Origin of the sequence: Acinetobacter sp. ANC 4558, from assembly GCF_002135375.1 — a bacterium.
GTDB lineage: Bacteria > Pseudomonadota > Gammaproteobacteria > Pseudomonadales > Moraxellaceae > Acinetobacter.
Genome location: NZ_NEGH01000001.1, coordinates 332405 through 356822 on the forward strand (window position 1 = coordinate 332405; position 24418 = coordinate 356822).

25 protein-coding genes are annotated in these 24418 nt (G+C 35.6%); 19 read left to right on the plus strand and 6 right to left on the minus strand.

Annotation, left to right across the window (positions count from 1 at the left end):
• Positions 1-45: 45 nt before the first annotated feature.
• The gene (murJ, locus tag B9T31_RS01625; protein ID WP_171264659.1) at positions 46-1602 is read right to left on the minus strand and encodes a murein biosynthesis integral membrane protein MurJ; all 1557 of its coding nucleotides are present in this window, start codon (positions 1600-1602) and stop codon (positions 46-48) included.
• Positions 1603-1656: 54 nt separating this feature from the next.
• Positions 1657-2253: a 1,6-anhydro-N-acetylmuramyl-L-alanine amidase AmpD gene (gene ampD / locus B9T31_RS01630; protein WP_086180218.1), complete on the minus strand. Its 597-nt coding sequence runs from the start codon at positions 2251-2253 to the stop codon at positions 1657-1659.
• 172 nt (positions 2254-2425) lie between these two features.
• Here ampD and nadC point away from each other — a divergent pair, with 172 nt between their 5' ends.
• Positions 2426-3271, plus strand: a complete 846-nt coding sequence (gene nadC, locus B9T31_RS01635; RefSeq protein ID WP_086180219.1) for a carboxylating nicotinate-nucleotide diphosphorylase — start codon at positions 2426-2428, stop codon at positions 3269-3271.
• A gap of 61 nt (positions 3272-3332) precedes the next feature.
• Here the strand turns inward: nadC and rph are convergent, their stop codons facing one another.
• A complete protein-coding gene (rph, locus tag B9T31_RS01640) occupies positions 3333-4049 on the minus strand; it encodes a ribonuclease PH (protein WP_086180382.1) in 717 nt (238 codons plus the stop codon).
• 171 nt (positions 4050-4220) lie between these two features.
• Between rph and B9T31_RS01645 the strand changes: the two genes are divergently transcribed.
• Positions 4221-4877 (plus strand): TetR family transcriptional regulator, encoded by a 657-nt coding sequence (locus B9T31_RS01645; RefSeq protein WP_086180220.1) that lies wholly within the window; start codon positions 4221-4223, stop codon positions 4875-4877.
• A gap of 60 nt (positions 4878-4937) precedes the next feature.
• On the opposite strand, the gene B9T31_RS01650 is transcribed toward B9T31_RS01645, so the two are convergent.
• Positions 4938-5567: a thiol:disulfide interchange protein DsbA/DsbL gene (locus B9T31_RS01650; protein ID WP_086180221.1), complete on the minus strand. Its 630-nt coding sequence runs from the start codon at positions 5565-5567 to the stop codon at positions 4938-4940.
• A gap of 178 nt (positions 5568-5745) precedes the next feature.
• Between B9T31_RS01650 and ubiG the strand changes: the two genes are divergently transcribed.
• The 4 genes from ubiG (at position 5746) to B9T31_RS01670 (ending at position 8483) form a co-directional block, all read left to right on the plus strand.
• Positions 5746-6465 carry a bifunctional 2-polyprenyl-6-hydroxyphenol methylase/3-demethylubiquinol 3-O-methyltransferase UbiG gene (gene ubiG / locus B9T31_RS01655; protein WP_086180222.1) on the plus strand — a complete coding sequence of 240 codons (720 nt, stop codon included), beginning with the start codon at positions 5746-5748 and terminating at the stop codon, positions 6463-6465.
• Positions 6462-7130 (plus strand): HAD family hydrolase, encoded by a 669-nt coding sequence (locus B9T31_RS01660; protein ID WP_086180223.1) that lies wholly within the window; start codon positions 6462-6464, stop codon positions 7128-7130. The genes ubiG and B9T31_RS01660 overlap by 4 nt, the downstream gene beginning before the upstream one ends.
• A 55-nt stretch (positions 7131-7185) precedes the next feature.
• A complete protein-coding gene (locus B9T31_RS01665) occupies positions 7186-7932 on the plus strand; it encodes a YciK family oxidoreductase (protein WP_086180224.1) in 747 nt (248 codons plus the stop codon).
• A gap of 131 nt (positions 7933-8063) precedes the next feature.
• The gene (locus B9T31_RS01670) at positions 8064-8483 is read left to right on the plus strand and encodes a hypothetical protein (protein ID WP_086180225.1); all 420 of its coding nucleotides are present in this window, start codon (positions 8064-8066) and stop codon (positions 8481-8483) included.
• Between the two features lie 528 nt (positions 8484-9011).
• Here B9T31_RS01670 and B9T31_RS01675 read toward each other — a convergent pair.
• Positions 9012-10217, minus strand: coding sequence for a CynX/NimT family MFS transporter (locus B9T31_RS01675; protein ID WP_086180226.1), 1206 nt, complete (start codon positions 10215-10217; stop codon positions 9012-9014).
• 309 nt (positions 10218-10526) lie between these two features.
• Between B9T31_RS01675 and B9T31_RS01680 the strand changes: the two genes are divergently transcribed.
• The 9 genes from B9T31_RS01680 (at position 10527) to B9T31_RS01715 (ending at position 18087) form a co-directional block, all read left to right on the plus strand.
• Positions 10527-10916: an RcnB family protein gene (locus tag B9T31_RS01680; RefSeq protein WP_086180227.1), complete on the plus strand. Its 390-nt coding sequence runs from the start codon at positions 10527-10529 to the stop codon at positions 10914-10916.
• A gap of 178 nt (positions 10917-11094) precedes the next feature.
• Complete coding sequence (locus B9T31_RS01685; protein WP_086180228.1) at positions 11095-11403, plus strand: RcnB family protein; 309 nt, start codon at positions 11095-11097, stop codon at positions 11401-11403.
• Positions 11404-11523: 120 nt separating this feature from the next.
• Positions 11524-12873 (plus strand): amino-acid N-acetyltransferase, encoded by a 1350-nt coding sequence (gene argA, locus B9T31_RS01690; RefSeq protein ID WP_086180383.1) that lies wholly within the window; start codon positions 11524-11526, stop codon positions 12871-12873.
• 322 nt (positions 12874-13195) lie between these two features.
• A complete protein-coding gene (locus tag B9T31_RS01695) occupies positions 13196-14173 on the plus strand; it encodes a sulfonate ABC transporter substrate-binding protein (RefSeq protein ID WP_086180229.1) in 978 nt (325 codons plus the stop codon).
• Positions 14174-14188: 15 nt separating this feature from the next.
• Positions 14189-14365: a hypothetical protein gene (locus B9T31_RS17750; RefSeq protein ID WP_171264660.1), complete on the plus strand. Its 177-nt coding sequence runs from the start codon at positions 14189-14191 to the stop codon at positions 14363-14365.
• Between the two features lie 23 nt (positions 14366-14388).
• On the plus strand, positions 14389-15561 hold the full coding sequence (ssuD, locus tag B9T31_RS01700) for an FMNH2-dependent alkanesulfonate monooxygenase (protein WP_086180230.1): 1173 nt from the start codon (positions 14389-14391) through the stop codon (positions 15559-15561).
• Positions 15561-16376, plus strand: coding sequence for an aliphatic sulfonate ABC transporter permease SsuC (gene ssuC / locus B9T31_RS01705; protein WP_086180231.1), 816 nt, complete (start codon positions 15561-15563; stop codon positions 16374-16376). The genes ssuD and ssuC overlap by 1 nt, the downstream gene beginning before the upstream one ends.
• Before the next feature lie 10 nt (positions 16377-16386).
• Positions 16387-17190 carry an ABC transporter ATP-binding protein gene (locus tag B9T31_RS01710; protein ID WP_086180232.1) on the plus strand — a complete coding sequence of 268 codons (804 nt, stop codon included), beginning with the start codon at positions 16387-16389 and terminating at the stop codon, positions 17188-17190.
• 273 nt (positions 17191-17463) lie between these two features.
• Positions 17464-18087 (plus strand): TetR family transcriptional regulator C-terminal domain-containing protein, encoded by a 624-nt coding sequence (locus tag B9T31_RS01715; protein ID WP_086180233.1) that lies wholly within the window; start codon positions 17464-17466, stop codon positions 18085-18087.
• Positions 18088-18143: 56 nt separating this feature from the next.
• Here the strand turns inward: B9T31_RS01715 and B9T31_RS01720 are convergent, their stop codons facing one another.
• On the minus strand, positions 18144-18710 hold the full coding sequence (locus B9T31_RS01720) for a 5'-nucleosidase (protein WP_086180234.1): 567 nt from the start codon (positions 18708-18710) through the stop codon (positions 18144-18146).
• Positions 18711-19410: 700 nt separating this feature from the next.
• Between B9T31_RS01720 and ribF the strand changes: the two genes are divergently transcribed.
• The 4 genes from ribF to B9T31_RS01740 all read left to right on the plus strand — a co-directional run bounded on the left by ribF (position 19411) and on the right by B9T31_RS01740 (position 24325).
• The gene (ribF, locus tag B9T31_RS01725; protein ID WP_086180235.1) at positions 19411-20412 is read left to right on the plus strand and encodes a riboflavin biosynthesis protein RibF; all 1002 of its coding nucleotides are present in this window, start codon (positions 19411-19413) and stop codon (positions 20410-20412) included.
• 61 nt (positions 20413-20473) lie between these two features.
• Positions 20474-23317, plus strand: coding sequence for an isoleucine--tRNA ligase (gene ileS / locus B9T31_RS01730; RefSeq protein WP_086180236.1), 2844 nt, complete (start codon positions 20474-20476; stop codon positions 23315-23317).
• Positions 23310-23846, plus strand: coding sequence for a signal peptidase II (lspA, locus tag B9T31_RS01735; protein ID WP_086180237.1), 537 nt, complete (start codon positions 23310-23312; stop codon positions 23844-23846). Before ileS ends, lspA begins: the two co-directional genes overlap by 8 nt.
• Positions 23843-24325, plus strand: a complete 483-nt coding sequence (locus B9T31_RS01740) for an FKBP-type peptidyl-prolyl cis-trans isomerase (RefSeq protein ID WP_086180238.1) — start codon at positions 23843-23845, stop codon at positions 24323-24325. The genes lspA and B9T31_RS01740 overlap by 4 nt, the downstream gene beginning before the upstream one ends.
• The last annotated feature ends 93 nt before the right edge of the window (positions 24326-24418 follow it).

Consider the following 24418-nt stretch of genomic DNA (forward strand, 5'->3'; position numbering starts at 1 on the left):
ACTTTAATACATTTTTCTTAGTCTGCTAAATACTATCGTCTAATCTTAGACATTAGGCTTTATATCACGTGGGCGAAATCCTGCTAGTAATAATGCAACACCATAGGCAACCACACCAACAATACATAAGCCAATCACTTCAAAAATACGAATCCATTGAGATGCTTCGCTATTGTAATATGTCAAACCAAACCACAACGCAAAAATCATCGCAACATTCGCAACAATAAATTGAATACTGAGCTTTTTCCAATGTCCTGCGAATCGGAAAATATTACGCTGATGTAAATAAAAATAAAGCATACCTGCATTCACTAATGCTGAACCAGAAGAGGCTATCGCAAGTGCCATATGATCTGCATGCCAGCCAATCCATTTGAAAATACCAATAAAAATGACGTTAAAAATAGCATTCGCAGCAACCGCGATTAATCCAACTCGAACTGGCGTTTTCATATCTTGCTGCGCGTAAAAACCTGGTGCAAATACTTTAATTAGCATGAATGAAATCACTCCTGCACTCATACACTGTAATGCTAAAGCTGTCATATAAGTATCTTCTACAGTAAACTGCCCGCGCTGGAATAAGGCTTGGATAATTGGAGTAGAAAGCATAAATAATGCAATGCTGGCTGGCACACCAACCAATATCACAATTTTGGCAGCCCAATCGATCATCCCTCTAAATTTCACTTGATCTTGTTCAGCAAATTTTGCAGAAAGTGACGGTAAAATAACCGTACTAATTGCAACACCAATTAAACCCAATGGTAATTCCGTCATACGCTCAGCGCTATATAACCAAGAGACTGCACCATCTTGCATGAAAGATGCCCAAATAGTATTTAGAAGTAAATTTATTTGTGTGACTGATACACCAAATAGTGCAGGTAACATCAACTTTAAAATACGATCTACACCTTCATGTTTGAAGTCGATTTTAGGGGGTATAAGAAGCTTTCTACGCCATAACTCTGGAATTTGAATTGCGAGCTGTAAAGCACCAGCAATTAATACGGCCCAACCTAATGCCATAATGGGTTCAGCCATATATGGCGTAAGCCATAAAGCCCCTGCAATCATTGCAACATTCAGTAATACAGGTGCAAATGCAGGTGTTGTAAAAGAACCATAACTGTTCAAAATACTACTGGCAAAAGCCGTTAAAGACATAAATAACAAATACGGAATGGTTAAACGGAATAAATCCGTTGCCATCGCAAATTTCTCGGGATCTTGATTAAATCCAGGGGCATACACATAGATAATGGCGGGTGCAATAATCATGGCAATTAATGTCAGTAAGGTCATAAAACTACTTAAACAGCCAAATACACGACTAATTAAGATTTGAACTTCTGCATGTGCGCGTGTGGTTTTATATTCTGTCAATACTGGAATAAATGCTTGGGAAAATGCTCCCTCGGCAAAAAGTCGCCTAAAAAAATTCGGTATACGAAAAGCCACCACGAAAGTATCGAAGTCCTTTCCAGCACCAAAAACATTCAGCAAGACCACATCACGTACTAAACCAAGTACACGTGACAACATGGTCATTGCACTTACAATCACGGTCGATCGCCAAAGCGCCATCGTAACCACCTAGTTAAAAATCAAGTCGCTATTGTAATGAAAGTCTACACGAAGTTTCATTGTTTAATCATTCAACGGGATCACTGTTGATTGATTTTTTAATTGTTTTAACAAAAATCTAAATTTCATCCAGTCAAAATATGGCCCTGGATCAGTCTTTCGACCAGCGGCAATATCTGAGTGTCCTGTCAAATGCTGCTGTATCTTAGGATAAGTCGTTTGTAATGCGGCAACAACTTCAGCTAATTTTTGATATTGCACGTCTTCAAAAGCCAAATCATCACTGCCTTCTAATTCAATTCCAATCGAATAATCATTACATTCTTTTTTTCCTAAATAACAAGAACGACCTGCATGCCACGCTCGATCCTTCAAATTAACAAACTGAAGGACTTCACCTGTTCTTAAAATCAGTATATGTGCAGAAACTTGCATACCTTCAATCGTTTGAAAATAGGGATGCATTGACCAATCTAATTTATTTTGGAAAAACTGCTGAATATATCCACATCCAAATTGTGAAGGAGGCAAACTAATATTATGAATCACTACTAGCTGAATTTCTGTTTCATCAGGGCGTTGATTAAAGTTTGGTGATGGAATTTGCTCTGCGCCAATAAGGACGCCATCAATGACCTGAAAAATCGGTCTGTGTTGCATAAATATACCCTGATTCTGTATTTTAAATATTTACTCGTTACAAATCCTAAAACTTTCTTTTAAAAATCTCAAATCGTGCTTCGTAACTTGGCGAAAAAATGCGATTTTGAAATGAACAATGTTAGTATAGCGCACAATTTTTATGAGTTTGACATATACGGAAATATATCACATGAGCATTTCATCAGCTTTATTGAATCAAGCCATTCAAATCAATATACAACAAGCATTACAAGAAGATATTGGTGAAGGTGATATTACGGCATTACTTACTCCAGAACATGAGCAAGCAACAGCAACTATTATAAGCCGTGAAAGCATGATTTTAGCTGGGCAACCTTGGGTTAATGCACTGATTCAAACATATGATTCATCAGTTCAAGTTACGTGGTTAAAAAATGATGGTGATTTTGTTCAAGCCAATGAGGCATTTCTTAAACTGGCAGGTTCAGCGCGTAGCTTATTAACAGTGGAACGTCCCACGCTAAATTTTGTGCAAACACTTTCTGCCGTTGCCACAAAAACTGCCGAATATGTAAAACAACTCGATGGTTTACATACTCAATTATTAGATACACGTAAAACCTTACCTGGCTTAAGAATTGCACAAAAATATGCCGTCGCTCTTGGTGGTGGTCAAAACCATCGCTTAGGTTTATTTGATGCTTTTTTAATTAAAGAAAATCATATCATGGCAGCAGGCAGTATTGCTCAAGCGATTGCTCAAGCACATCAAATTGCACCAGGTAAACTTGTTGAAGTTGAAGTTGAAACATGGGATGAGCTAAATCAGGCACTTGAAGCAAAAGCGGATATCATTATGCTAGATAATTTTAGTCAACAACAAATGATTGATGCTGTAAAGCATGTAAATGGACGTTGTAAATTAGAAGCTTCTGGTAATATTACCATTGATAATTTACGTCAGGTTGCCACCACTGGAGTTGATTATATTTCTATGGGTGTTTTAACCAAAGACGTCACAGCCATTGATCTATCCATGCGTTTTAATGCTTAACATATCTTGAGCACAATAAAAAACGCACGATTTAAAGTGCGTTTTTTATTAAAATTAAAGCTTACCAACCTAATGCTTGTTGTTGCTTTTGAATAAGCTCTTGAATCCCTTTTTCTGCCAATTCTAACATGGCATTACATTGCGTACGTGTAAATGGTTTCTCTTCCGCAGTTCCTTGAATTTCAATAAATTCACCTGCTTGAGTCATCACAACATTTAAGTCTGTTTGGCAACTAGAGTCTTCTTCATAACATAAGTCTAAAAGCGCTTCGTCTTGATAGATACCCACCGAAATCGCAGCAACTAAACCTTTTAAAGGATCTTGTTTAATTTTTTTCTGTTCAAGCAAAGTATTCATCGCATCAATTAAAGCAACTGCTGCACCAGTAATAGATGCTGTACGAGTCCCACCATCTGCCTGAATCACATCACAGTCAATGGTAATGGTATTCTCACCTAACTTTTTCAAGTCCACCATTGCACGTAAACTACGTCCAATTAATCGTTGAATTTCTTGTGTACGTCCACTTTGTTTACCACGAGCAGCTTCACGATCACTACGTGTATGGGTTGAACGTGGTAACATGCCATATTCTGCGGTGACCCAACCTTGCCCCTGTCCTTTCAAAAAACGTGGTACTGAATGATCAATACTTGCAGTACAAAGAACTTTTGTATGACCAAACTCAACTAAAACCGAACCCTCTGCATAACGTGTATAGTTACGAGTAATTTTTACATCACGTAATTGATCTAAAGTACGTTGGTCTATACGCATAATTTGTCCTAAATATAATTGACGCAAATAAATTGCTGTGCAGTATAACAAAGCCAATGCAAAGATTCTGTGATAACAAGATATATCCTTTATTTTAATCACAAGAATAAATTCAAATTATTTGATTGTTTTTGTTACACTAGCTAATACACTCTTTTGCTGAGTATTTAGATGTCTGTCCGTGAAGAACGTAAACAACAAAGCCGACAAGCCATTATTAATGCGGCATTATTATTAAGCACCTCTGGTCGCTCCTTTACTAACATCAGTTTAAGAGAAATTACTCGCATGGTCGGTGTTGTACCAGCAGCATTTTATCGACATTTTGAAAATATGGATGCTTTAGCATTAGAAATTATTGATCAAGTTTCTTTGCACTTTAAAAGCCTGTCCTACTATCTTGGACAAACGTATTCATATTTACCTGAAGCTAAAATCGAACACTGTTTAGAACTCGTTTTAAATTCTATCGACCAAAATCCTCAACAATGGATGTTCTTAATCACTGAACGTTGGGGAGGGTCAAATATATTAAGAGAAGCAATTTCTAGAGAAATAAATTTTCTCACCCAAGATTTAGCCACTGATTTAAAAAAAGTTGAGGCATTTCGCCACACACCTCAGCAACAAAAATTATGTGTGCTTGCACAAACACTCATTAATTTATCATTTAATTGGGCAATGACTTGGCTCAGCTACCGCCAACAACTGTCAGGTGAACAACTTAAACAACAACAAAAATGCTTTAAAGAACAAACGATTCTACAAATCCAACTACTTTTTCATGGTATTACTTATTGGCGTTCCGAAAAATCTACTGAATCTTAATCATCAGAGAATTAAAAAAAGCCTACATAAAATGTAGGCTAGTATTTAAAATCTATATTCTTATTTAGCTGCTTTTCTCTCTTTCTCAATCAAATAATTCACAACTTGTGGCACTTTTCCATCTTCACCTTGTACTAAGTATTTTCCATTCACAATAATGGCAGGTACACCTGTAAGTTGATACTGTCTTGCTAATTGGTTCGATTCAGCAATTTTAGAGCTAATTGGGAAGGAGTTAAACATGCTATTAAATTTCGCTTCAGGCACACCATATTTCACGAAAAACTGAGCTTGAGATTTTTGATCAAAAATTTGTTTTTTTCCATCATGAATTGCATGAAATAATGGTAGATGAGTTTTAGAACGAAGGCCTAAAGCCTCCAAAACGTAATAACCACGAGCATTACTTTCCCATACTGGATTCATTGCAGCCGGTGTACGCACAAAATGCACGTCTTTTGGCATAGTACGAATCCAATTTTGCATATGTGGCTCTAATTTAAAGCAATGGCCACATCCATACCAAAAAAATTCACGTACTTCAATTTTATTGCCATTGCCAGGAGTGTTAATTTTTCCAGGGTTTGCAAGAACAGTGTAGTCTCTTCCTTCTTCAAAGTTAGCTGCCATCACGCTACTAGACAAAGCTAACATTGCAGTAGCTAAACTGCCCAATACCATTTTTTTCATTGAGTTTATTATCCTCTAAATTTTTACTTAATATATATAAACAATATAAATGAATTATGCCGATTTAGTTTGGTTTATGTGAACTTTTTTATCCCTTTTATCGCTTTTTCTAGAATAATCGCTACACTAGTACTATACAGATGATATTAAATAATATGAATTAATCGAGGTAACCACGATGTCGCAATTGAATGTTGATTTACAAGAAATTGCTAAATTTGAAGCATTTGCAGCTATCTGGTGGGATCAGCATTCTGAGTTCCGACCACTCCATATGATCAATCCATTACGTTTAAATTGGATTGATGAACACTCTGGCGGAATTTCGGGCAAAAAAGTCCTTGATGTTGGTTGTGGTGGAGGCATATTGGCTGAAAGCATGGCTCGTCGTGGTGCACATGTACTTGGTATCGATATGGGCGAAGCACCTCTGAATGTCGCTCGTTTACATGCTGAACAAGAACACGTAACAAATATCGAATATCGTCATATTCCAGTAGAACAACTCGCTGAAGAGCAAGCTGGGCAATATGATGTCGTAACCTGTATGGAAATGCTCGAACATGTCCCAGATCCTGCTTCGATTATTCAAGCATGCTATAAATTGGCAAAGCCAGGTGGACATGTTTTCTTTTCAACCATTAACCGTAATCCTAAAGCCTACCTTTTTGCAATTATTGGGGCAGAATATATTCTGCGCATGTTGGCAAAAGGCACACATGATTACCATAAATTTATTAAACCCTCTGAACTTGCTCATGATATTCGCCAAGCTGGTTTACAACTCAAAGATATGACAGGTTTACATTATAATCCAATCACTAAACGTTATTGGTTAGCACCAAATGTTGATGTGAACTATATGGTATATACCCAAAAAGAAGGTATGCATGTATGAAAGCAGTACTTTTTGATTTAGACGGTACGCTCATCGATACTGCTGCTGATTTCATTCGAATTATACAAAATATGTGTAAAGAAGAAGGTCGAGAGATTGTAGATGCAGATCTCATTCGAACGCAGGTTTCCGAAGGTGCAAGAGCGATGGTTAAACTCGTTTATCCAGAATTAGCGATAGACGATCCCATTTTTCTTGCACACCGCCAACGCTTTTTGGATATTTATGGAACAGATATTGCGGTTGATACGGATCTATTTGAAGGCATGTATCCCCTTCTTACAGCATTAGAAAGTCACCATATCCCTTGGGGCATTGTGACCAATAAGCCACGTTGGTTAAGCGAAGCATTACTTCAAGCATTGAATTTAACTGAGCGCTGTGCTGTTTTAGTCTGCCCTGAAGATGTACAACATACAAAACCTGATCCTGAGCCTATGCTTTTAGCAGCACAGCAAATCAATATTGCACCAGAAAATTGTATCTATGTGGGAGATCATCCGCGTGACATTGATGCAGGACGTGCTGCCAATATGTATACTATTTTAGCGGCATATGGATATTTACCTTTACAATATAAAGATGACTTAACTGCATGGCGTGCTGACTGTATTGTAGAAAATGTAACAGAACTACATCAAAAAATAATAAAATTGGTCATATAGTTAAATCTTCTGCATAAAATTTGCCCTTATACATATGATAAAACGGAGGTAGAAAATGAAATTTTCAGAATATCAACCTCATCCAGAGCTATTAAAAGATCGAGTTATCCTTATTACTGGTGCTGGAGATGGAATTGGTCGTGCAGCAGCAATCAGTTATGCCTTACATGGAGCTACCGTTGTTCTACATGGTCGAACTTTAAATAAACTTGAAGTCATTTATGATGAAATTGAAGGATTAGGTGCGCCTCAACCTGCCATTTTACCATTACAATTATCCAGTGCTTCAGCACGTGATTATGAACATTTAGTCGATACACTCACTACACAGTTTGGTCGATTAGATGGAATTCTACATAATGCTGGAATACTAGGTGAACGGACTGAACTTATGCATTATTCTGCAGATGTTTGGGATGATGTAATGGCTGTCAATTTACGTGCACCATTTGTATTAACACAAGCATTATTACCCTTATTAGAAAAGTCTGATCATGCTTCTGTTATTTTTGCAAGTTCAGGAGTTGGCCGAGAAGTTCGAGAATGTTGGGGAGCTTATTCTGTTTCGAAAGTTGCAATTGAAGCTTTAAGCCTATTATTTGCAAAAGAAAACAGATTGCCAAATGTTCGTTTTAATTGCATTAACCCAGGTGCAACTCGTACTGCAATGCGTGCAAAAGCATATCCTGATGAAGACCCTAAAACACTTCCGTCTCCTGAATCATTGATGCCAGCCTATTTATATTTAATAGGAGATGATAGTTTGCACCTAAATGGACAAAGTATTGATGCTCAAAATTAATTAAAAAATCACTTAATATATAGATAACTTTATGTTTTTATATATGTTCCATCTCCCCCAATAATGACCATGTTTAAACATGGTTTTTTAATTACAATAAAAACACTTTCAACGCAATTTTTGAGATTTTTATGTCTGACTTTAACAATATTTCTGTAACTCATCTTGAAGATGGAATGATTTCATTAATGATTGATCACCAGCCTATTTCTGAAAAATATGGTATGAAATTTGAAGCAAGCATCATTGATGAATTAAAAAATTTAGTCGTCGGAAAAAGTCTTAAACTGTTCGAACAATTTGTATTTTCACATACAGACTTAAACTTTGAACATACATATAAATATGTGACAGCGATTCTTCGAGAAGAGTCTGGTTATCAAATTACTAAAAACTTTACTTATCTTATTAAAATTGATGGTCAGCCTGAAATTGATCATATTATTACCAAACAAGGACAAGCAATGACCGAAGACGATGTCCGTGAATTTATTCAAACTCATATACAAAAATCTTTAAATGACTATACAGACTTTAAATATGCTTATTAAACAAAATGTTAGGTTTTGATATATGATTAGGTTTTTTCTTATAGACTAATATATTGATATGACAAAATTATTTAAGTTCAACGTTTATTGAATAAAAAAACCGACATATTCATGTCGGTTTTAGAACATCAGTCTAAAATTATTATATTTTTTATTCGGCTTTTCTTTTGAAGATCGCCTTTTTTTACCCTACTAGATGTGAATGTATATTGCATTCATCTTTTAATAATTTGAAGTATAGAACATTCATTTATAGAAAAAAACGCAGTAAAAAAGTCGGAATTAGCCAATAAAAAACAAATGGTTATAAATCAAATGCTAACTATTAATCTTGATTAAATAGCTAAAGTATTTTTTAACCAATCTTAAAATATAATTAATATAAAAAAAGCCATATCATTAATGATATGGCTAAGAGGGTATTTAAAATATTCATGATGAATAACTTCTAGAAATTATTATCAAGCAATTGTATGAATAAACCTTGAATGCTATGTAATTTTTCACATAACTAAAGTAATAAAAACTTTATTGATACTGGCGAGCAACATTCGTTGATAACAATAGACCGATCAGGGCTGCAATTCCAATGACAACCCATGTTAAATTCCAACTTCCTACCCCCTCCGCAACTCTTGCAATAAAAGGTGGAATAAATAACATTCCTAAAGAAGAACATTGCTGAACTAGGCCAACTGCAGCAGCAACGGTTTCATTATTTGGTGCACTTTTCACGCCTAAAATAAATAAAATTGCTGGAATTAAACCTCCTACTGCTGAAAAAAGAAGAATCGCAATATATTGAATACTTATTAACGTATAAAAAGGTGAAAATGCTACAAATACTGTCACGAATAAAGTCAGGTAACCAAGCATTAATAATTTTTTCGCTTGAATGCCTCGATGAATCAAAACTGCCGCTAAAATATTTCCAACGATATTCACAAGTGAGGCGCATGCTGTTAAAAAGCCTGCATATATATTGCTAATTCCAACTTGATGATAAATCGTAGGTAAAAATCCAATAATTGTAATCCAAGGACCTGTGTACATTGCAAAAGCTAAACCAACAAACCAGGTATTTTTATGCTTTAAAACAGACTTAAATTGTGTATTCCAAAGATCTTCGAATGTATAAACTTTTTGATTGCTACGTTTCAATACATGACTTAATCCACGCTGCAGTAAAATCATACAAAATACAGACATAACAGCTGGAACATACCACCAACCATGCCAACCAATCATCTCAATTAAATAAGGTCCTAAAATAAATGCTGAAGAAGTTCCTATTGCCATATAGCAACTCCATAACCCTAATCTAAATGATAACTTATTTGCTGGAACTAACTTTCGAATTAAACCAGGTGTGGGTAAAACAACCATTAAAAATCCGAAACTTTCCATCGCTCTCAACATAAGAAGTTGCAAAGGATGGTATACAAAAATAGTGGATATACTAGAGATTATAAGTATAAATTGACCTATTAGAATACTTCTAGCAGCGCCTATCTTTTCACTGAAGCCCCCCATAATTAAACCAAATAATGCACCAGCAAACTGCATTAAAGAAATTAAAAAGCCCGCTTCTATAACAGTTAAATTGAGTGTTTCTTGCAATATAGGAACTGCAGGTGATACTTTACCTAAATGAAATGCAGCAATAATCCCAGAGAACATGAGTACATTTTCAGATGACATTATTTTTGGCAAGTTTGCTTTAGATAATTGCATAAACTCAAAACTTTAGATTGTTCTTATCCAATTTTGAATAATACATTATAAAAAATACATATTTTCAATAATTTATATAGAAATTTTATTCACAAGAAAATAAGATAAATTAATCATTTCGACCAAAATATAAACAGCAATAATCATCATCCCTGTTTATAATAATGTTCATACTATGTTTAATCTCATTTTGGGAAAATCAAATATCGTAAATTTTAATAAACTACAGCTTAGTCTCCATAGTTTCTCTGCATTTTTTATATACATTATAATATAAGTGAAATATTTTATGATTTACGAGGACTTGACATGAAAAAGATTTTGACTACGTTAGCAATTTCTTTTTGTGCTTTATTCGTAAGTGGAATTACATCTGCTTCACCTTCTGATGACTATAATAATTCGGGTTCTGAGTACAAAAAACCAAATACGAATAAAGGTCGAAATTTTCACAATCATGATGATGAGCGTTTTGATAAACGTAAAATGCGAGAGGAACGTGGTGTTAAGCGTTTACAGGAACACAAATGGCAAGAGGGCTATATCTTACCGCAACACTATCGCAGTAACAGTTACAAAGTAGAAGCTCAGCAATACAGTCTTCCTCGACCTTCTAGAAATGAGCAATGGTTTAAAATCAATAATGATTATATCTTAGTCGACTCTGAAAATAATATTATTCAAATTTTAGATCGCTAAGTCACACTCAACATCCGGCTTAACAGATTGATGTTAAGCCCTTTTTCATTCTATTGTATTATCATCAAAGCTTTTATGGTTTTACTTTTTCTCTTCATTTATTTCACAATTCACAATATTTATTCTCATCATTTCTTTTTACTTTTACAGTATTTTTAAATTCTTAAAAATCTCTGCTATGGCAGGTACTCCATTTAATCACCGCATACATACAGAACATTCTCATTTCTCTCATCCTCAATATAATCACAATCGTGATAAATATAAAGTTTTAAGACGAGATCATTCAAAACAAAGTATCAAACCTATAAGAGATTGGAACGCAGGACATTTGCCCCATCAATTTCATCTATCTGTCCATACGGTCAGCTATAAGGATGTATTTCTCTTATATAAGCCAAATCACAACCTACAGTGGCTAAAAATTAATGATGATTATGTTCTAATTAATGTGAAGAATAAAAAAATAGTACGTATTATTGCTTAATTGATTCACAAAATGTCTCATCTATTTTATCAAACACTGATTAAATCATCGGTGTTTTTTTATTGTCCTTTTTTGATTAGAATTGAAACTATATTTTATGCATTTGAGCCCAATATGGATATGAATCCTTCGGAAACAACACAAAGTACAACTCTACAATATGTACATTGGTTTCGTCATTCTGCACCTTATATTAACGCTCATCGAAATAAAATTTTTGTCATTATGTTTGACGGTGAGGCAGTTCAACATGATAATTTTAAACATATTATTCATGATATTGCATTATTACATTCTTTAGGCATACACCTGATTTTAGTCCACGGTGCACGTGCACAAATCAATCAAAATTTAAAAATTAGTCAACTCAAAACACCATTTCACCAACATAAGCGTATTACAACGCGCGAATCTTTAAGTGCAATAATGAATGCTGTAGGCTCAATTCGTTTGCAAATTGAAGCATTGCTTTCAATGGGTTTAGCAAACTCACCAATGTATGGTGCACGAATAGATGTTGTTTCTGGAAATTTAGTGACCGCTAAACCTTATGGTATTCATGATGGCGTAGACTTTCAGTTAACAGGTGAAGTTCGTACAATTGATATTGAAGCGATTCACAAACATTTAGACAACCAAAATATTGTTTTACTTGGACCAACTGGTTATTCAACTACAGGAGAAGTCTTTAATTTATTAGCTGAAGAAGTTGCAACAAAAACTGCCATTCACCTGAAAGCTGATAAACTCATTTTCTTAGGAAAACAACATGGTTTACTCAATGAACATGGTCAACTACAACGAGAAATTTCACCACACCAATTAGACCAGCATATTCTCAAATTTGAAGATCAAAACCCTGATATTGCAATGCATTTAAAGACAGCTCGAGATGCTTCCTTAAACGGTGTTCACCGTGTTCATCTTATTTCATATGCAAATGATGGTGCACTTTTAGAAGAATTATTTACTCGTGATGGCTCAGGAACAATGATCACTGACGCGCATTATGAAGAAGTTCGTACAGCCAATATTCAAGATGTTGGCGGGCTAATGAACTTACTTCGACCATTAGAAGAAGAAGGAATTTTAGTTTATCGTTCACGAGAACGCTTAGAAAGTGAAATTGAGAAATTTGCAGTGATTGAACGCGATGGAACTATTTTAGCTTGTGCAGCACTTTATCCAATTCCAACAACAGGTAACGAACTAAAATCAGCAGAAATTGCATGTGTTGCAGTTCATCCAAGTTATCGAAAATCCAATCGAGGCAGTCAAATTTTACATTATTTAGAAGAACGAGCGAGAGCCCTTGAAATTAAACAACTGTTTATTCTTACAACACGCACCGCACATTGGTTTTTAGAACAAGGATTTATACAAACATCTGTCGATGACTTACCGAATGCCCGACAAGCTTTGTATAACTATCAGCGAAATTCTTTAGTGTGTAAAAAACCACTTTCTTAAGTGGTTTTTTTAAATTTTATAGCTTTTTTTTTCATAAAATTATCTATAAAAAATTATATAAACCATGATTTTAAATAGTACTAAATCAGATATCTAAATATAGAGATGTGATATTGAATATTAAATATTATTTTTCAATATGTTATTAACTTAAAAAGTAGTGTAATTATTGAAATACTTATTCCTCATAATAATAAGCTTTTCTTATTTTTATTTATCTTATTTTTTCATTTAAAATCCCTTAAATGTTATTTTTTCAGAATAAGAAAACACCTTAATTTATACCCTATTCATCATATGTTTTTTTGGGAGCTCACGATTCATGGGTATACTAACAACGACGAATTTATTTTCTAAAACGCTAATTCTTTCTTCGATTGTTGCTAGTGCAATGATACTTTCAGCGTGTGGGAAAAAAGAATCAGAAAGTATCACCTTAAATATCGGCTTTCAAAAATATGGAATTTTACCCATTGTTAAAGAACGTGGCGTATTAGAAAATGCATTAAAAGAACAAGGGGTGAATATCAAATGGGTTGAGTTCCCTGCTGGCCCACAGCTCCTAGAAGGTTTAAATGTGGGTAGCGTATCTTTTGGAGAGTCAGGAGAAGCACCACCTATATTTGCACAAGCAGCAAACTCTAATCTTATTTATGTGGCGAATCAGCCCCCTGCACCTGATGCAGAAGCATTAATTGTTCCTAAAAATTCAAAAATTAATTCAATTCAAGAACTAAAAGGCAAACGTATTGCCTTAAATAAAGGTTCAAATGTTCATTATTTATTAGTCAAACTTTTAGAAAAAAATAACATTAAATTAAATGAAATTAATGTTGTTTATTTACCACCATCAGATGCACGTGCTGCCTTTGAACGAGGTGCAGTCGATGCATGGGTTATTTGGGATCCATTTTTTGCTGCGGCTGAACAGCAAATTGGTGCGCGTGTCATCGCAACAGGAAAAAACGTAGTCAATAACTATCAGTTTTATTTAGCAGATCGTCAATTTGCAGAAAAACATCCTCAAATATTACAAAGCATTGTAAAAGAATTAAATACAACAACACAGTGGGTTTCACAGCATCAAGATGAAGCAGCCAAATTATTAGAAAAACCGACTGGCTTAGATTTTAATATTCTAAAAACTTCAATTTCACGGATGGGATTTGGTGTGCAACCTATCTCGCCTGAAGTTGCCAAACAACAACAATATGTTGCAGACGCTTTTTATCAGGAAAAGCTAATTCCTCATCAAATTAATATTCAAGCCGCAATTCTGCACAATGCGGATAGTAAATAATTAAAGGTTTTAAATATGAAATATTTTAAAAGTATGGATCATCATTTAATACAGCCATCAATTTATACCGTTAGCTATAAGGTTGCTCAAATCCAACAATCGATTGCTAATTTTTTTAAAACGTTGAAATACATCCCGAGTAATATTCAAGCTATGCAAATAACTTGGATTACGTTATCAACAACTGAATAAGTCGATTATTTAAAGGTATTCACATGAAAATTTTTTGGTTCATTCCTACACATGGTGACAGTCGTTATTTAGGTACCAGTAAAGGTGGTCGTGCAGTTGATCATGCCTATATGAAACAAATTGCTGTTGCTGTAGATAACTTAGGCTATGAAGGAGTACTGATTCCAACTGGTCGTTCTTGTGAAGATCCTTGGATTGCTGCGGCAAGCTTAATTGATGCAACTAAACATTTAAAATTTCTTGTGGCATTACGTCCTGGTGTTACCACACCAGCCCTTGCTGCTCGAATGGCTGCAACTTTTGACCGTTTATCAAATGGACGTGTTTTACTTAACCTTGTCACAGGCGGAGATGAACAAGAATTAAAAGGTGATGGTTTATACGAAGATCATGCGACTCGTTATAAAACTGCAGCTGAATACACCACAATTTGGCGTGAAATTCTAAAACGATCTCATACAGGGGAATCTTATACATTCCATGGCGAACGTTTGAGTGTAGACAATGCCAAACTTCTTTATCCACCAGTCCAAGCGCCTTATCCGCCACTTTGGTTTGGTGGTTCGTCTGAAGATGCAATTGAACTTGCTGCAGAACAAGTTGATACTTATTTAACTTGGGGCGAGCCACCAGCAGCAGTGAAAGAAAAAATTGCTGTTGTAAAAGCAAGAGCTGCAGCAAAAGGTCGTACTTTAAACTATGGCATCCGCTTACATGTTATTGTTCGTGAAACCAATGAAGAGGCTTGGAAAGCAGCTGAAGATCTTATTCAATATGTAGATGATGCTACAATTCAAGCAGCACAACAAGTATTCAAAAAAATGGATTCTGTTGGACAACGTCGTATGGCTGAATTACACAATGGTGATCGGACCAAACTTGAGGTATCTCCAAACCTTTGGGCAGGTGTTGGTCTAGTCCGTGGTGGTGCAGGTACTGCATTAGTTGGTGATGCTGAAACAGTTGCTGCTCGTATTCAAGAATATGCTGACTTAGGCATTAATACTTTCATTTTCTCTGGCTATCCGCATTTAGAGGAATCAATTCGTTTTGCTGAATTAGTATTCCCCTTACTACCAATAGAAACACGTCAGAAATTGGCACAGCCCAACTTAACAGGACCTTTTGGTGAAATTGTTGCCAATAATTATGTTGCAAGCGAAGCTAAAAATGTCATACAAAAGGAGCCTACTTAATGAGCTCTAAAGTTTCAATTGAAACCTTGAGTCAAAAAAAGGTTTCACGTGGAACACAATTTGGGCAGCGTTTGCTGCCTTGGTTGGTTCCATTTGCATTAATTCTTATTTGGCAAATTTCCTCAACAACAGGATTATTAGAAAACCGTATTTTACCAGCACCAACTGCTGTCGTTTCTGCCTGCTGGACACTGCTAATCAGTGGAGAGCTATGGCAACATGTTAAAGTCAGTGCGGGGCGTGCACTATTAGGACTACTGATTGGTGGTGGCTTAGGCTTATTTCTTGGCTTATTAAATGGTTCATCCAAAGCCGCTTCTACCTTGCTTGATACGACCATTCAAATGATTCGTAACATTCCTGCCCTGGCCTTAATTCCCTTAGTGATTTTGTGGTTTGGGATTGACGAAAGTGCCAAACTTTTCTTAGTCGCTATTGGTGTCTTTTTCCCAATTTATATCAATACCTATCATGGTATTCGCTCTGTAGATCCTCAGCTCATTGAAATGGGGAAAAGCTATGGTTTAACCCGTTGGCAACTCTACAGAGAAATTATTTTACCTGGGGCAATGCCTTCTATCTTAGTAGGATTACGCTTTTCTCTTGGTCTTGTTTGGGTATTACTTATTGTTGCTGAAACAATTTCAGCTCAAGCGGGTATTGGCTACATGACGATGAATGCACGTGAGTTCTTACAAACCGATATCGTATTAGTGGGTATTTTACTTTATGCACTACTCGGAAAACTGGCTGATGTATTAGCAGTTGCCCTAGAGCGATATTTATTACGTTGGCATTCAGGTTATCAAAAATAAGGAGAATAAAATGTCTAATCTAAGCGTGGGTCTACCTCATCTCGAATCTCCAAAGAATGACCCTAAATCAGCAGATATTAATCCCAATGCGGTGATTGGTGCTGAAATTAATGTCGAACAACTTTATAAGTTATATGGACAAGTCACTGTTCTTGAAGATTTAGATTTACATATTCAACCTGGTGAGTTTCTTGCAATTGTTGGTCGTAGTGGCTGTGGTAAAAGTACATTATTACGTTTAATCGCGGACTTAGAAAAACCAAGTTATGGCGAGATTAAATTTAAATCTGCTCGCCATTTACGTGAAGGAATTACTTCAGATGATATTCGTGTTATGTTCCAAGACCCACGTTTATTACCTTGGCGTAATATTGAACAAAATGTTCAACTCGGCTTACCCAAAGATCAACATGCAAATGCTTCAACCATGTTAGAAAAGGTTGGCTTAAAAGAAAAATCTGATTTATGGCCATCTCAATTGTCAGGCGGCCAACGTCAACGTACAGCATTAGCGCGTGCCTTGTCTCATAAACCACGTATTTTATTATTAGATGAACCATTAGGTGCATTGGATGCTTTAACCCGTTTAGACATGCAAAATCTGATTGAAAAACTTTGGACTGAACAAGGCTTTACTGCCATTTTAGTTACACATGATGTCAGTGAAGCAGTCCAACTGGCAGATCGAATTATTTTGCTCGATAAAGGTCATATTGCAAAACAATTTGATGTTCAACTACCAAGACCACGTCAAAAAGGTTTAGAGTTTTCTCAACTTGAACAAGAAGTGCTCAATGCTGTTCTTGCAACCTAGATAATACTTCACCCTTCTTATATCACTAGGAAGGGTTTTTTATTTTATATAATTTTTATATCTTATTTACATAATTATTTTTCCAACATCTGTCCTTAAATTTTAACCAACAAACCTATTTTATTATTTAACTAACCGTAATAACTTAACAAATATTTTAATCAAAATTTTGTTTTATATTTAACATTACAAAATAATCATGATAGATTCTGCACAAAACTGATGATTTGTCGTACAATTATAATCTCCTTTTTCCGTCATTTAAAATTGGTAATGGAACAAAAAAAAAGTACGCAAAAGCGTCATCAACTTCTGAATGCAGCTCTCGATGTGTTTTCTCGTTATGGTTTTACTGGAGCCAGTTTAGATGAAATCGCTCAGATTGCAGAAATGCATAAATCGAATATTTTCTATTATTATGAAAATAAAGAAGCTTTATATGTTGAAGTTCTCACGACAGTACTCCAAAAATGGCTTGCTCCCCTTCAAATGCTCGAAGCAGAATTAGAGCCAGAAGAAGCCATTACGAACTATCTTTTTCAAAAGATTGAAGTGTCTCGTACTCAGCCCAAAGCTTCTCGTTTGTTTGCATTAGAGTTAATTCAAGGCGCACCACACATTCTCGATATTCTTAAAGGCCCATTGAAAAAGCTTGTTAAACGTAAAGCTAAAGTCATTTTAATGTGGCAAGAGCAAGGTAAAATATCTAAAGATATCGATCCTGAGCTACTCATTTTGAATATTTGGGCCATCACTCAAAACTATGCCGATTTCTCTATTCAAATGGAAATGGTCACAGGTAAAACCTTACGTAATAGAAGCATGCAACAACGCATCATACAACATACTGTACATATGATTTTATATGGTGTTATTCCACGTCACAACAATGAATGATCGCTTGCGATGATTTTGGCATCGACCATAGTACCCTATGGTCGCCGACTCTTTTTTCAATCAATCTTTTTATATAATTCTAATAATTTTTGTGCGCCTAATAATAAATTATCTTCCCAATCTAAATGTGCTGTGTCATTTGCACCATCGGTAATATATTTCACAGAAATCAAACGGACGCCTAATCGTTTGCATGTTTTTGCTAGCGCATAACCTTCCATATCAACTAAATTACACATCACTTTTGGCTCACCTGTTTCAAAGTTATCGCCTGTTCCACAAATTCCTTTAGGTAAGTGGTCAAAATAACCATCTAAATGAATTTCTGCTGGATAATCATGATCTATAGGTGTCACACCAACACTAAATCCTAATGGAGAAACATCCATATCACGTTGAACAAATTGGGTGACCTCAACCAAATCATGCGCATTAAAATATGAACTACCTGCTGTTCCTAAATTGAGTAATGTTTTACAACCTGTCTTTTGAATCACTTCAAATGCCTTAAATGCCGCATTAACTTTCCCAATACCGCTATAATGTACGGCGATATTTTCCGCCTCAAATAAACCTTTAGATTCATTTGGCAAAGCCATAATTAATGCTAAATCTGAAGTCATACATATTTCCTAACAACATAAATCGGTTCATTAAAAAATAAAAGTATGACTAATACAATTAAATAAACAAAATAAGTTTTATATTTTCTTAGGCTTTTTATTCGCTAAATATGCATTTAAACACAGCGAAAAAATTAAGCTTCTTAGATAAAATCCTTTCAACATTTGACTTGCAAGCCATACCCAGAAGAAAATTAATATCGATGCAAATAAATGTTCAAAACAATAGATTAATGCTCATTGTATTTGAAGTAGCAAATTCAAGATGGCTCGTTAACACATCTCATAGAAAAGTAAGTCCCCACTCCTTCAATTAAAGAGTAAAGGTAAAGCCATTTGTGCCTACTTAAATGTCATTAATATAGTTAAAATCGAAAATGTAGGTGAAATTAATGTCATGACACCTGTTCCCATATACGCAGTAAACCAATTTGGCATCAAATCCGAATAATATCTTATACTTGCTGAAGAAGATAAAAGCGTTTATACATCTCAAACTTTTCATTAAGAGATGATGAATGTATTTTATACATGCCTTATTATAAGAAAAATTGAATATTTTTTATTTAATTCATAAGGATATTTGATTTTAAATTGATTATTTATTCAATTTTTCCTGCATAAAAACAGAACAACAAGACGAACTCATTAGAATATGGCAATATATAGCCCTCATTCATTTTAATCTTAATATTTGTCCATGAAGTTACTGCGCTTAAACGCTTTATCTGCACATTCTGAATTACCCGCAACTGCCGTAACACTAGGTAATTTTGATGGCGTACATCTTGGTCATCAAGAAATGATTAAGCAACTCCAGCAAATCGCTTCTGAACAAAACTTAAAAACATTGGTTATGATTTTTGAGCCTCAACCTTTAGAATTTTTTCAAGCCCATGACGCTCCGCCAAGAATTAGCTCTTTACGAGAAAAAGTAGAATATTTAACAGAACTAGGAATCGACTATATTGTGATTGCTAAATTTGATAATCACTTTAGAAGTTTAAGTGCAGCTGAATTTGCCCAAATTTTAAAAGAAAAACTGCATGCACAAAGTTTAGTTTTAGGAGATGATTTCCATTTTGGTAAAAATCGCCAAGGCAATAGTGCATTTTTGAAACAATATGGTTTTAATGTCACAAATTTAAATACCATTTTATTAGATGGTGAACGTGTAAGCTCAACCCGTATTCGTCAAACGTTACAAGCAGGTGATTTACAACTTGCAGCAAAACTACTGGGCCGTCCTTATAGCATTACTGGTCGCGTACAATATGGCGATCAAATTGGTCGAACATTAAATTTCCCAACCATTAATGTTCGCTTAAATCGTCATAAACCCTGTTTAAGTGGGATTTATGGTGTTGATGTTTTATGTGAAACAACCTCATTAAGTGCGAAAGTTAAAGCAGAAAATTCCAATAAAAAAGGGATTGCGGGTTATCACCCAACATCATTGTTTGGTGCCGGCCATGTTGGAACACGCCCTGCCATTAAACAAGTACAACCTGAATGGCGATTAGAGGTACATTTCCCTGAAGTTTCTGCTAATCTGTATGGTCTATTAATGCGGGTAACGTTCTTAAACTATCTTCATGGTGAAAAGAATTATCCTTCTCTTGAAGCACTGAAAGCTGGAATTGATGATGATGTGGAGAAACTTTTAGCGTTTCGCCAAGACACCCCCAATTTCCCTTTTTAAATATTATTTTTTAATGTAATACGCGTCAGTTTAAAACTGATTTAATTGGAAGACAATTTGCATGAGCGATAAGCAAGCTACTGAAAATGCAGTGGATTATAAAGCCACGCTAAACCTCCCTGGTACTGATTTTGCAATGAAAGCAAACTTAGCAGTACGTGAACAAAAGTGGTTAGAAGAGTGGTATGCCGATGACATTTATCAGCAGATTCGTGCATCGCGAATTGGCAAGAAAAAATATATTCTTCACGATGGCCCTCCTTATGCAAATGGTACGTTGCATTTAGGGCATGTGGTGAATAAAGTATTAAAAGATATTATTGTCAAAAGTAAAACTTTAGATGGTTTTGATGCACCTTATGTGCCAGGTTGGGACTGTCATGGTTTACCCATTGAACTGAAAGTTGAAGAAAAAGTAGGAAAAGTTGGTGAAAAAGTTGATGCATCAACTTTCCGAAAAGCATGTCGTGCATATGCTTATACTCAAATTGACATTCAAAAGAAAGACTTCATCCGTATGGGTGTATTAGGGGATTGGGATAATCCTTACCTTACGATGAATTTCAAACAAGAAGCCGATATTGTTCGTGCTCTAGGTGCCATTGAAAAAGCAGGTCATATTCAACCTGGTCTTAAACCTGTGAACTGGTGTATGGACTGCGGTTCTTCACTTGCTGAAGCAGAAGTAGAATATGAAGATAAAAAATCAGATGCAATTGATGTCGGTTTTGGTGTTGTTGATTTAGCAGACTTATCTACACGGTTAGATACAACAGTTAACCACCCAACAGATATTGTTATTTGGACCACAACGCCGTGGACATTACCAGCAAACCAAGCCGTGGCTTTGCATGCTGAAATTGAATATCAATTAATTCAAGTACAAAGTACTCGTGGTGAGCAAAACCTTATTTTAGCAACCGATTTAGTTGAATCTGCTTGCGAGCGATATAAACTTGAAAATCCAAAGGTTTTAGCAAGCTTTGTCGGTTCAAAACTTGAAAATCTCATTCTTCAGCACCCTTTAATTGTAGAACGTCAAGTACCAGTTATTTTAGGTGAACATGTAACAGCAGCCAATGGTACAGGTGCTGTACATACTGCACCTGGTCATGGTGTAGATGACTATAAAGTAGGTTTACAATACAACTTAACTGTAGATAATCCAGTGGGGGGTAATGGTGTATATTTACCAACAGCACTTATTTTTGCTGGTGAGCACATCTATAAAGCCAATCCTAAAATTATTGCAGTCTTAACAGAATCTGGCAAACTTTGGGCACACTTTCCAATTAAACACAGCTACCCACATTGCTGGCGTCATAAAACACCTATTATTTTCCGTGCAACACCACAATGGTTTATCAGCATGGATCAAAAGGGTTTACGTCAAAATGCGCTTAATGCCATTGAAAATGATATCCAGTTTATACCTGATTGGGGTAAAAACCGTATTGAGTCGATGATTGAAGGTCGTCCAGATTGGTGTATCTCTCGTCAACGGACTTGGGGCGTGCCTATTCCATTCTTTGTGCATAAAGACACCAATGAATTACATCCTCGTACGTCTGCACTCATTGAAGAAGTTGCAAAGGTTATTGAGCAAGAAGGAATCGATGGTTGGTTTGACCGTGATGCCAAAGCATTTATTGGTGATGATGCTGAACACTATAATGCTGTGCGCGATACCTTAGATGTTTGGTTTGACTCTGGTACAACACATTATGCAGTGCTAGAACAACGTGATGAATTACAAACACCTGCAGATTTATATTTAGAAGGCTCTGATCAACATCGTGGTTGGTTTCAATCTTCATTGCTGACATCTGTTGCAATTACTGGAAAAGCACCATATAAAACACTCTTAACGCATGGCTTTACTGTCGACGAGAAAGGTCACAAACTGTCTAAATCTTTGGGTAACTTTATTCCTTTAGATGACATTATTAAACAGTTAGGTGCAGATGGTTTACGCTTATATGTTGCATCAAGTGACTATCGTTATGAAATTGCCGCAAGTAAAGAAATCTTTAACCGCGTCAGCGATAGCTACCGTCGTATTCGTAATACGCTTCGCTTCTTATTAGCTAATTTAAATGGCTTCAAACCATCAACAGATGCGCTTGCAGTGGATCAATTAATCGCACTTGATCAATATATTTTACAACGTACTGCTGAAGTTCAAAAAACAATTCAACACGCTTATCACGACATGAATTTCCATGCGGTTTGTAGTGCTTTAACGAATTTCTGTATTAATGACTTAGGTGGCTTCTACTTAGACATCATTAAAGATCGTCAATACACAACAAAAGCAGATTCACAAGCGCGGCACTCTGCACAAACAGCGTTGTACCATATTGTGCAAGCATTTGTTCGTTGGATGTCACCGATCTTAAGTTTTACGGCTCAAGAAGCGTGGCCATTAATTCCAGAACAGTCTGAAAAATATGTATTTACCGCAGATTGGTACGATATTCCTGTCGCATCAACAACAAATTTAATTACAGAATCAGAGTGGCAAACACTCATTCAAATTAAATCTGCTGTCAACAAGCACATGGAAGCTGCACGTAACGAGAAGCTAGTCGGTTCTAACTTATCTGCAACTGTAGAACTTTGGGCGGATGAAGCACTAAAAGCAATCTTAGATAAATTTGGTGATGAGCTTCGCTTTGTACTCATCACATCAAATGTTATTGTCAATGCATTTGATGCAACACAAGGTCATGAATCTGATCTTGCTGGGTTACGTGTTAAAATTTCAGCAGCAGAAGGTGAAAAATGTGCTCGCTGTTGGCATGTATTACCAGATGTAAATACACATTCTGCACACCCAGGACTATGCGGTCGTTGTATTATTAATCTTCCTACAGGTCAAGGCGAAGAGAGAAAATATGCCTAATTCTCAGAATAAAAAGGGCTTCTTCCAATTCTACCCACACAATTTAGTGTGGGTGGGTTTATCCATTGTGGCAATTATTTTAGATCAATGGACCAAATGGATTGCAGTAACACATTTGCATTATGCAGATCCTGTACCTGTTCTGCCCTTTTTAAATTGGACATTATTATATAACTACGGCGCTGCCTTTAGTTTCTTGTCCGATGCTGGTGGATGGCAACGTTACTTCTTTACATCTCTCGCTGGGATTGTGTCTGTCGTTTTCGTTTTTTGGTTAATGCGTATGCCAAAACACTTAATTGTATTACCTCTAGCAATTGCACTGATTCTTGGTGGTGCAGTTGGTAATTTAATCGATCGTGTAACGTTAGGTTATGTGGTGGATTTTATTCATGTGTACTATAACAACAGCCACTTCCCTGCCTTTAATCTTGCAGATAGTTCTATTACACTTGGGACTATTTTATTGCTGATTGATACTTTCTTTTTAGAAAAGAAACGTATCCAACGTGCGGAAGCGCAAAAATGACAGATTTAATTCATCCAAATGAAGAAACACGTGTCGCAGAAGGCTCAAAAGTGGATCTTCATTTTTCAGTCGCGATCGAAAATGGTGTTGAAATTGATAATACACGTAGTCGCGAAGAGCCAGTAAGTTTAGTCATTGGTGATGGTAATTTATTACCTGGCTTTGAAAAAGCTTTATTTGGATTACGTGCAGGTGACCGTCGTACTGTTAGTCTTCCTCCTGAAGATGCATTTGGTCCTTGGAATTCTGAAAACGTTCAAAAATTTGATACCATTAAATTTGAACAACGCCCAATTATTGGACATATGATCGAATTTGAAGACAAAGCCAAATCAAGCCTTTATGGTGTTGTTAAATCAGTTGATGATGATATTACTGAGGTGGATTTTAATCACCCACTCGCTGGAAAAAATATTACTTTTGAAGTTGAAATTTTTAAAGTAACACCAGCGGGTCAACAAGGTATAAAAATCATGTAATTACGTGATTTAAAAAAGCTCCTGATGGAGCTTTTTTATTTTATCTAAAACACAATAACTGATAAATTTATATACAATTCAATACTTCTTTCT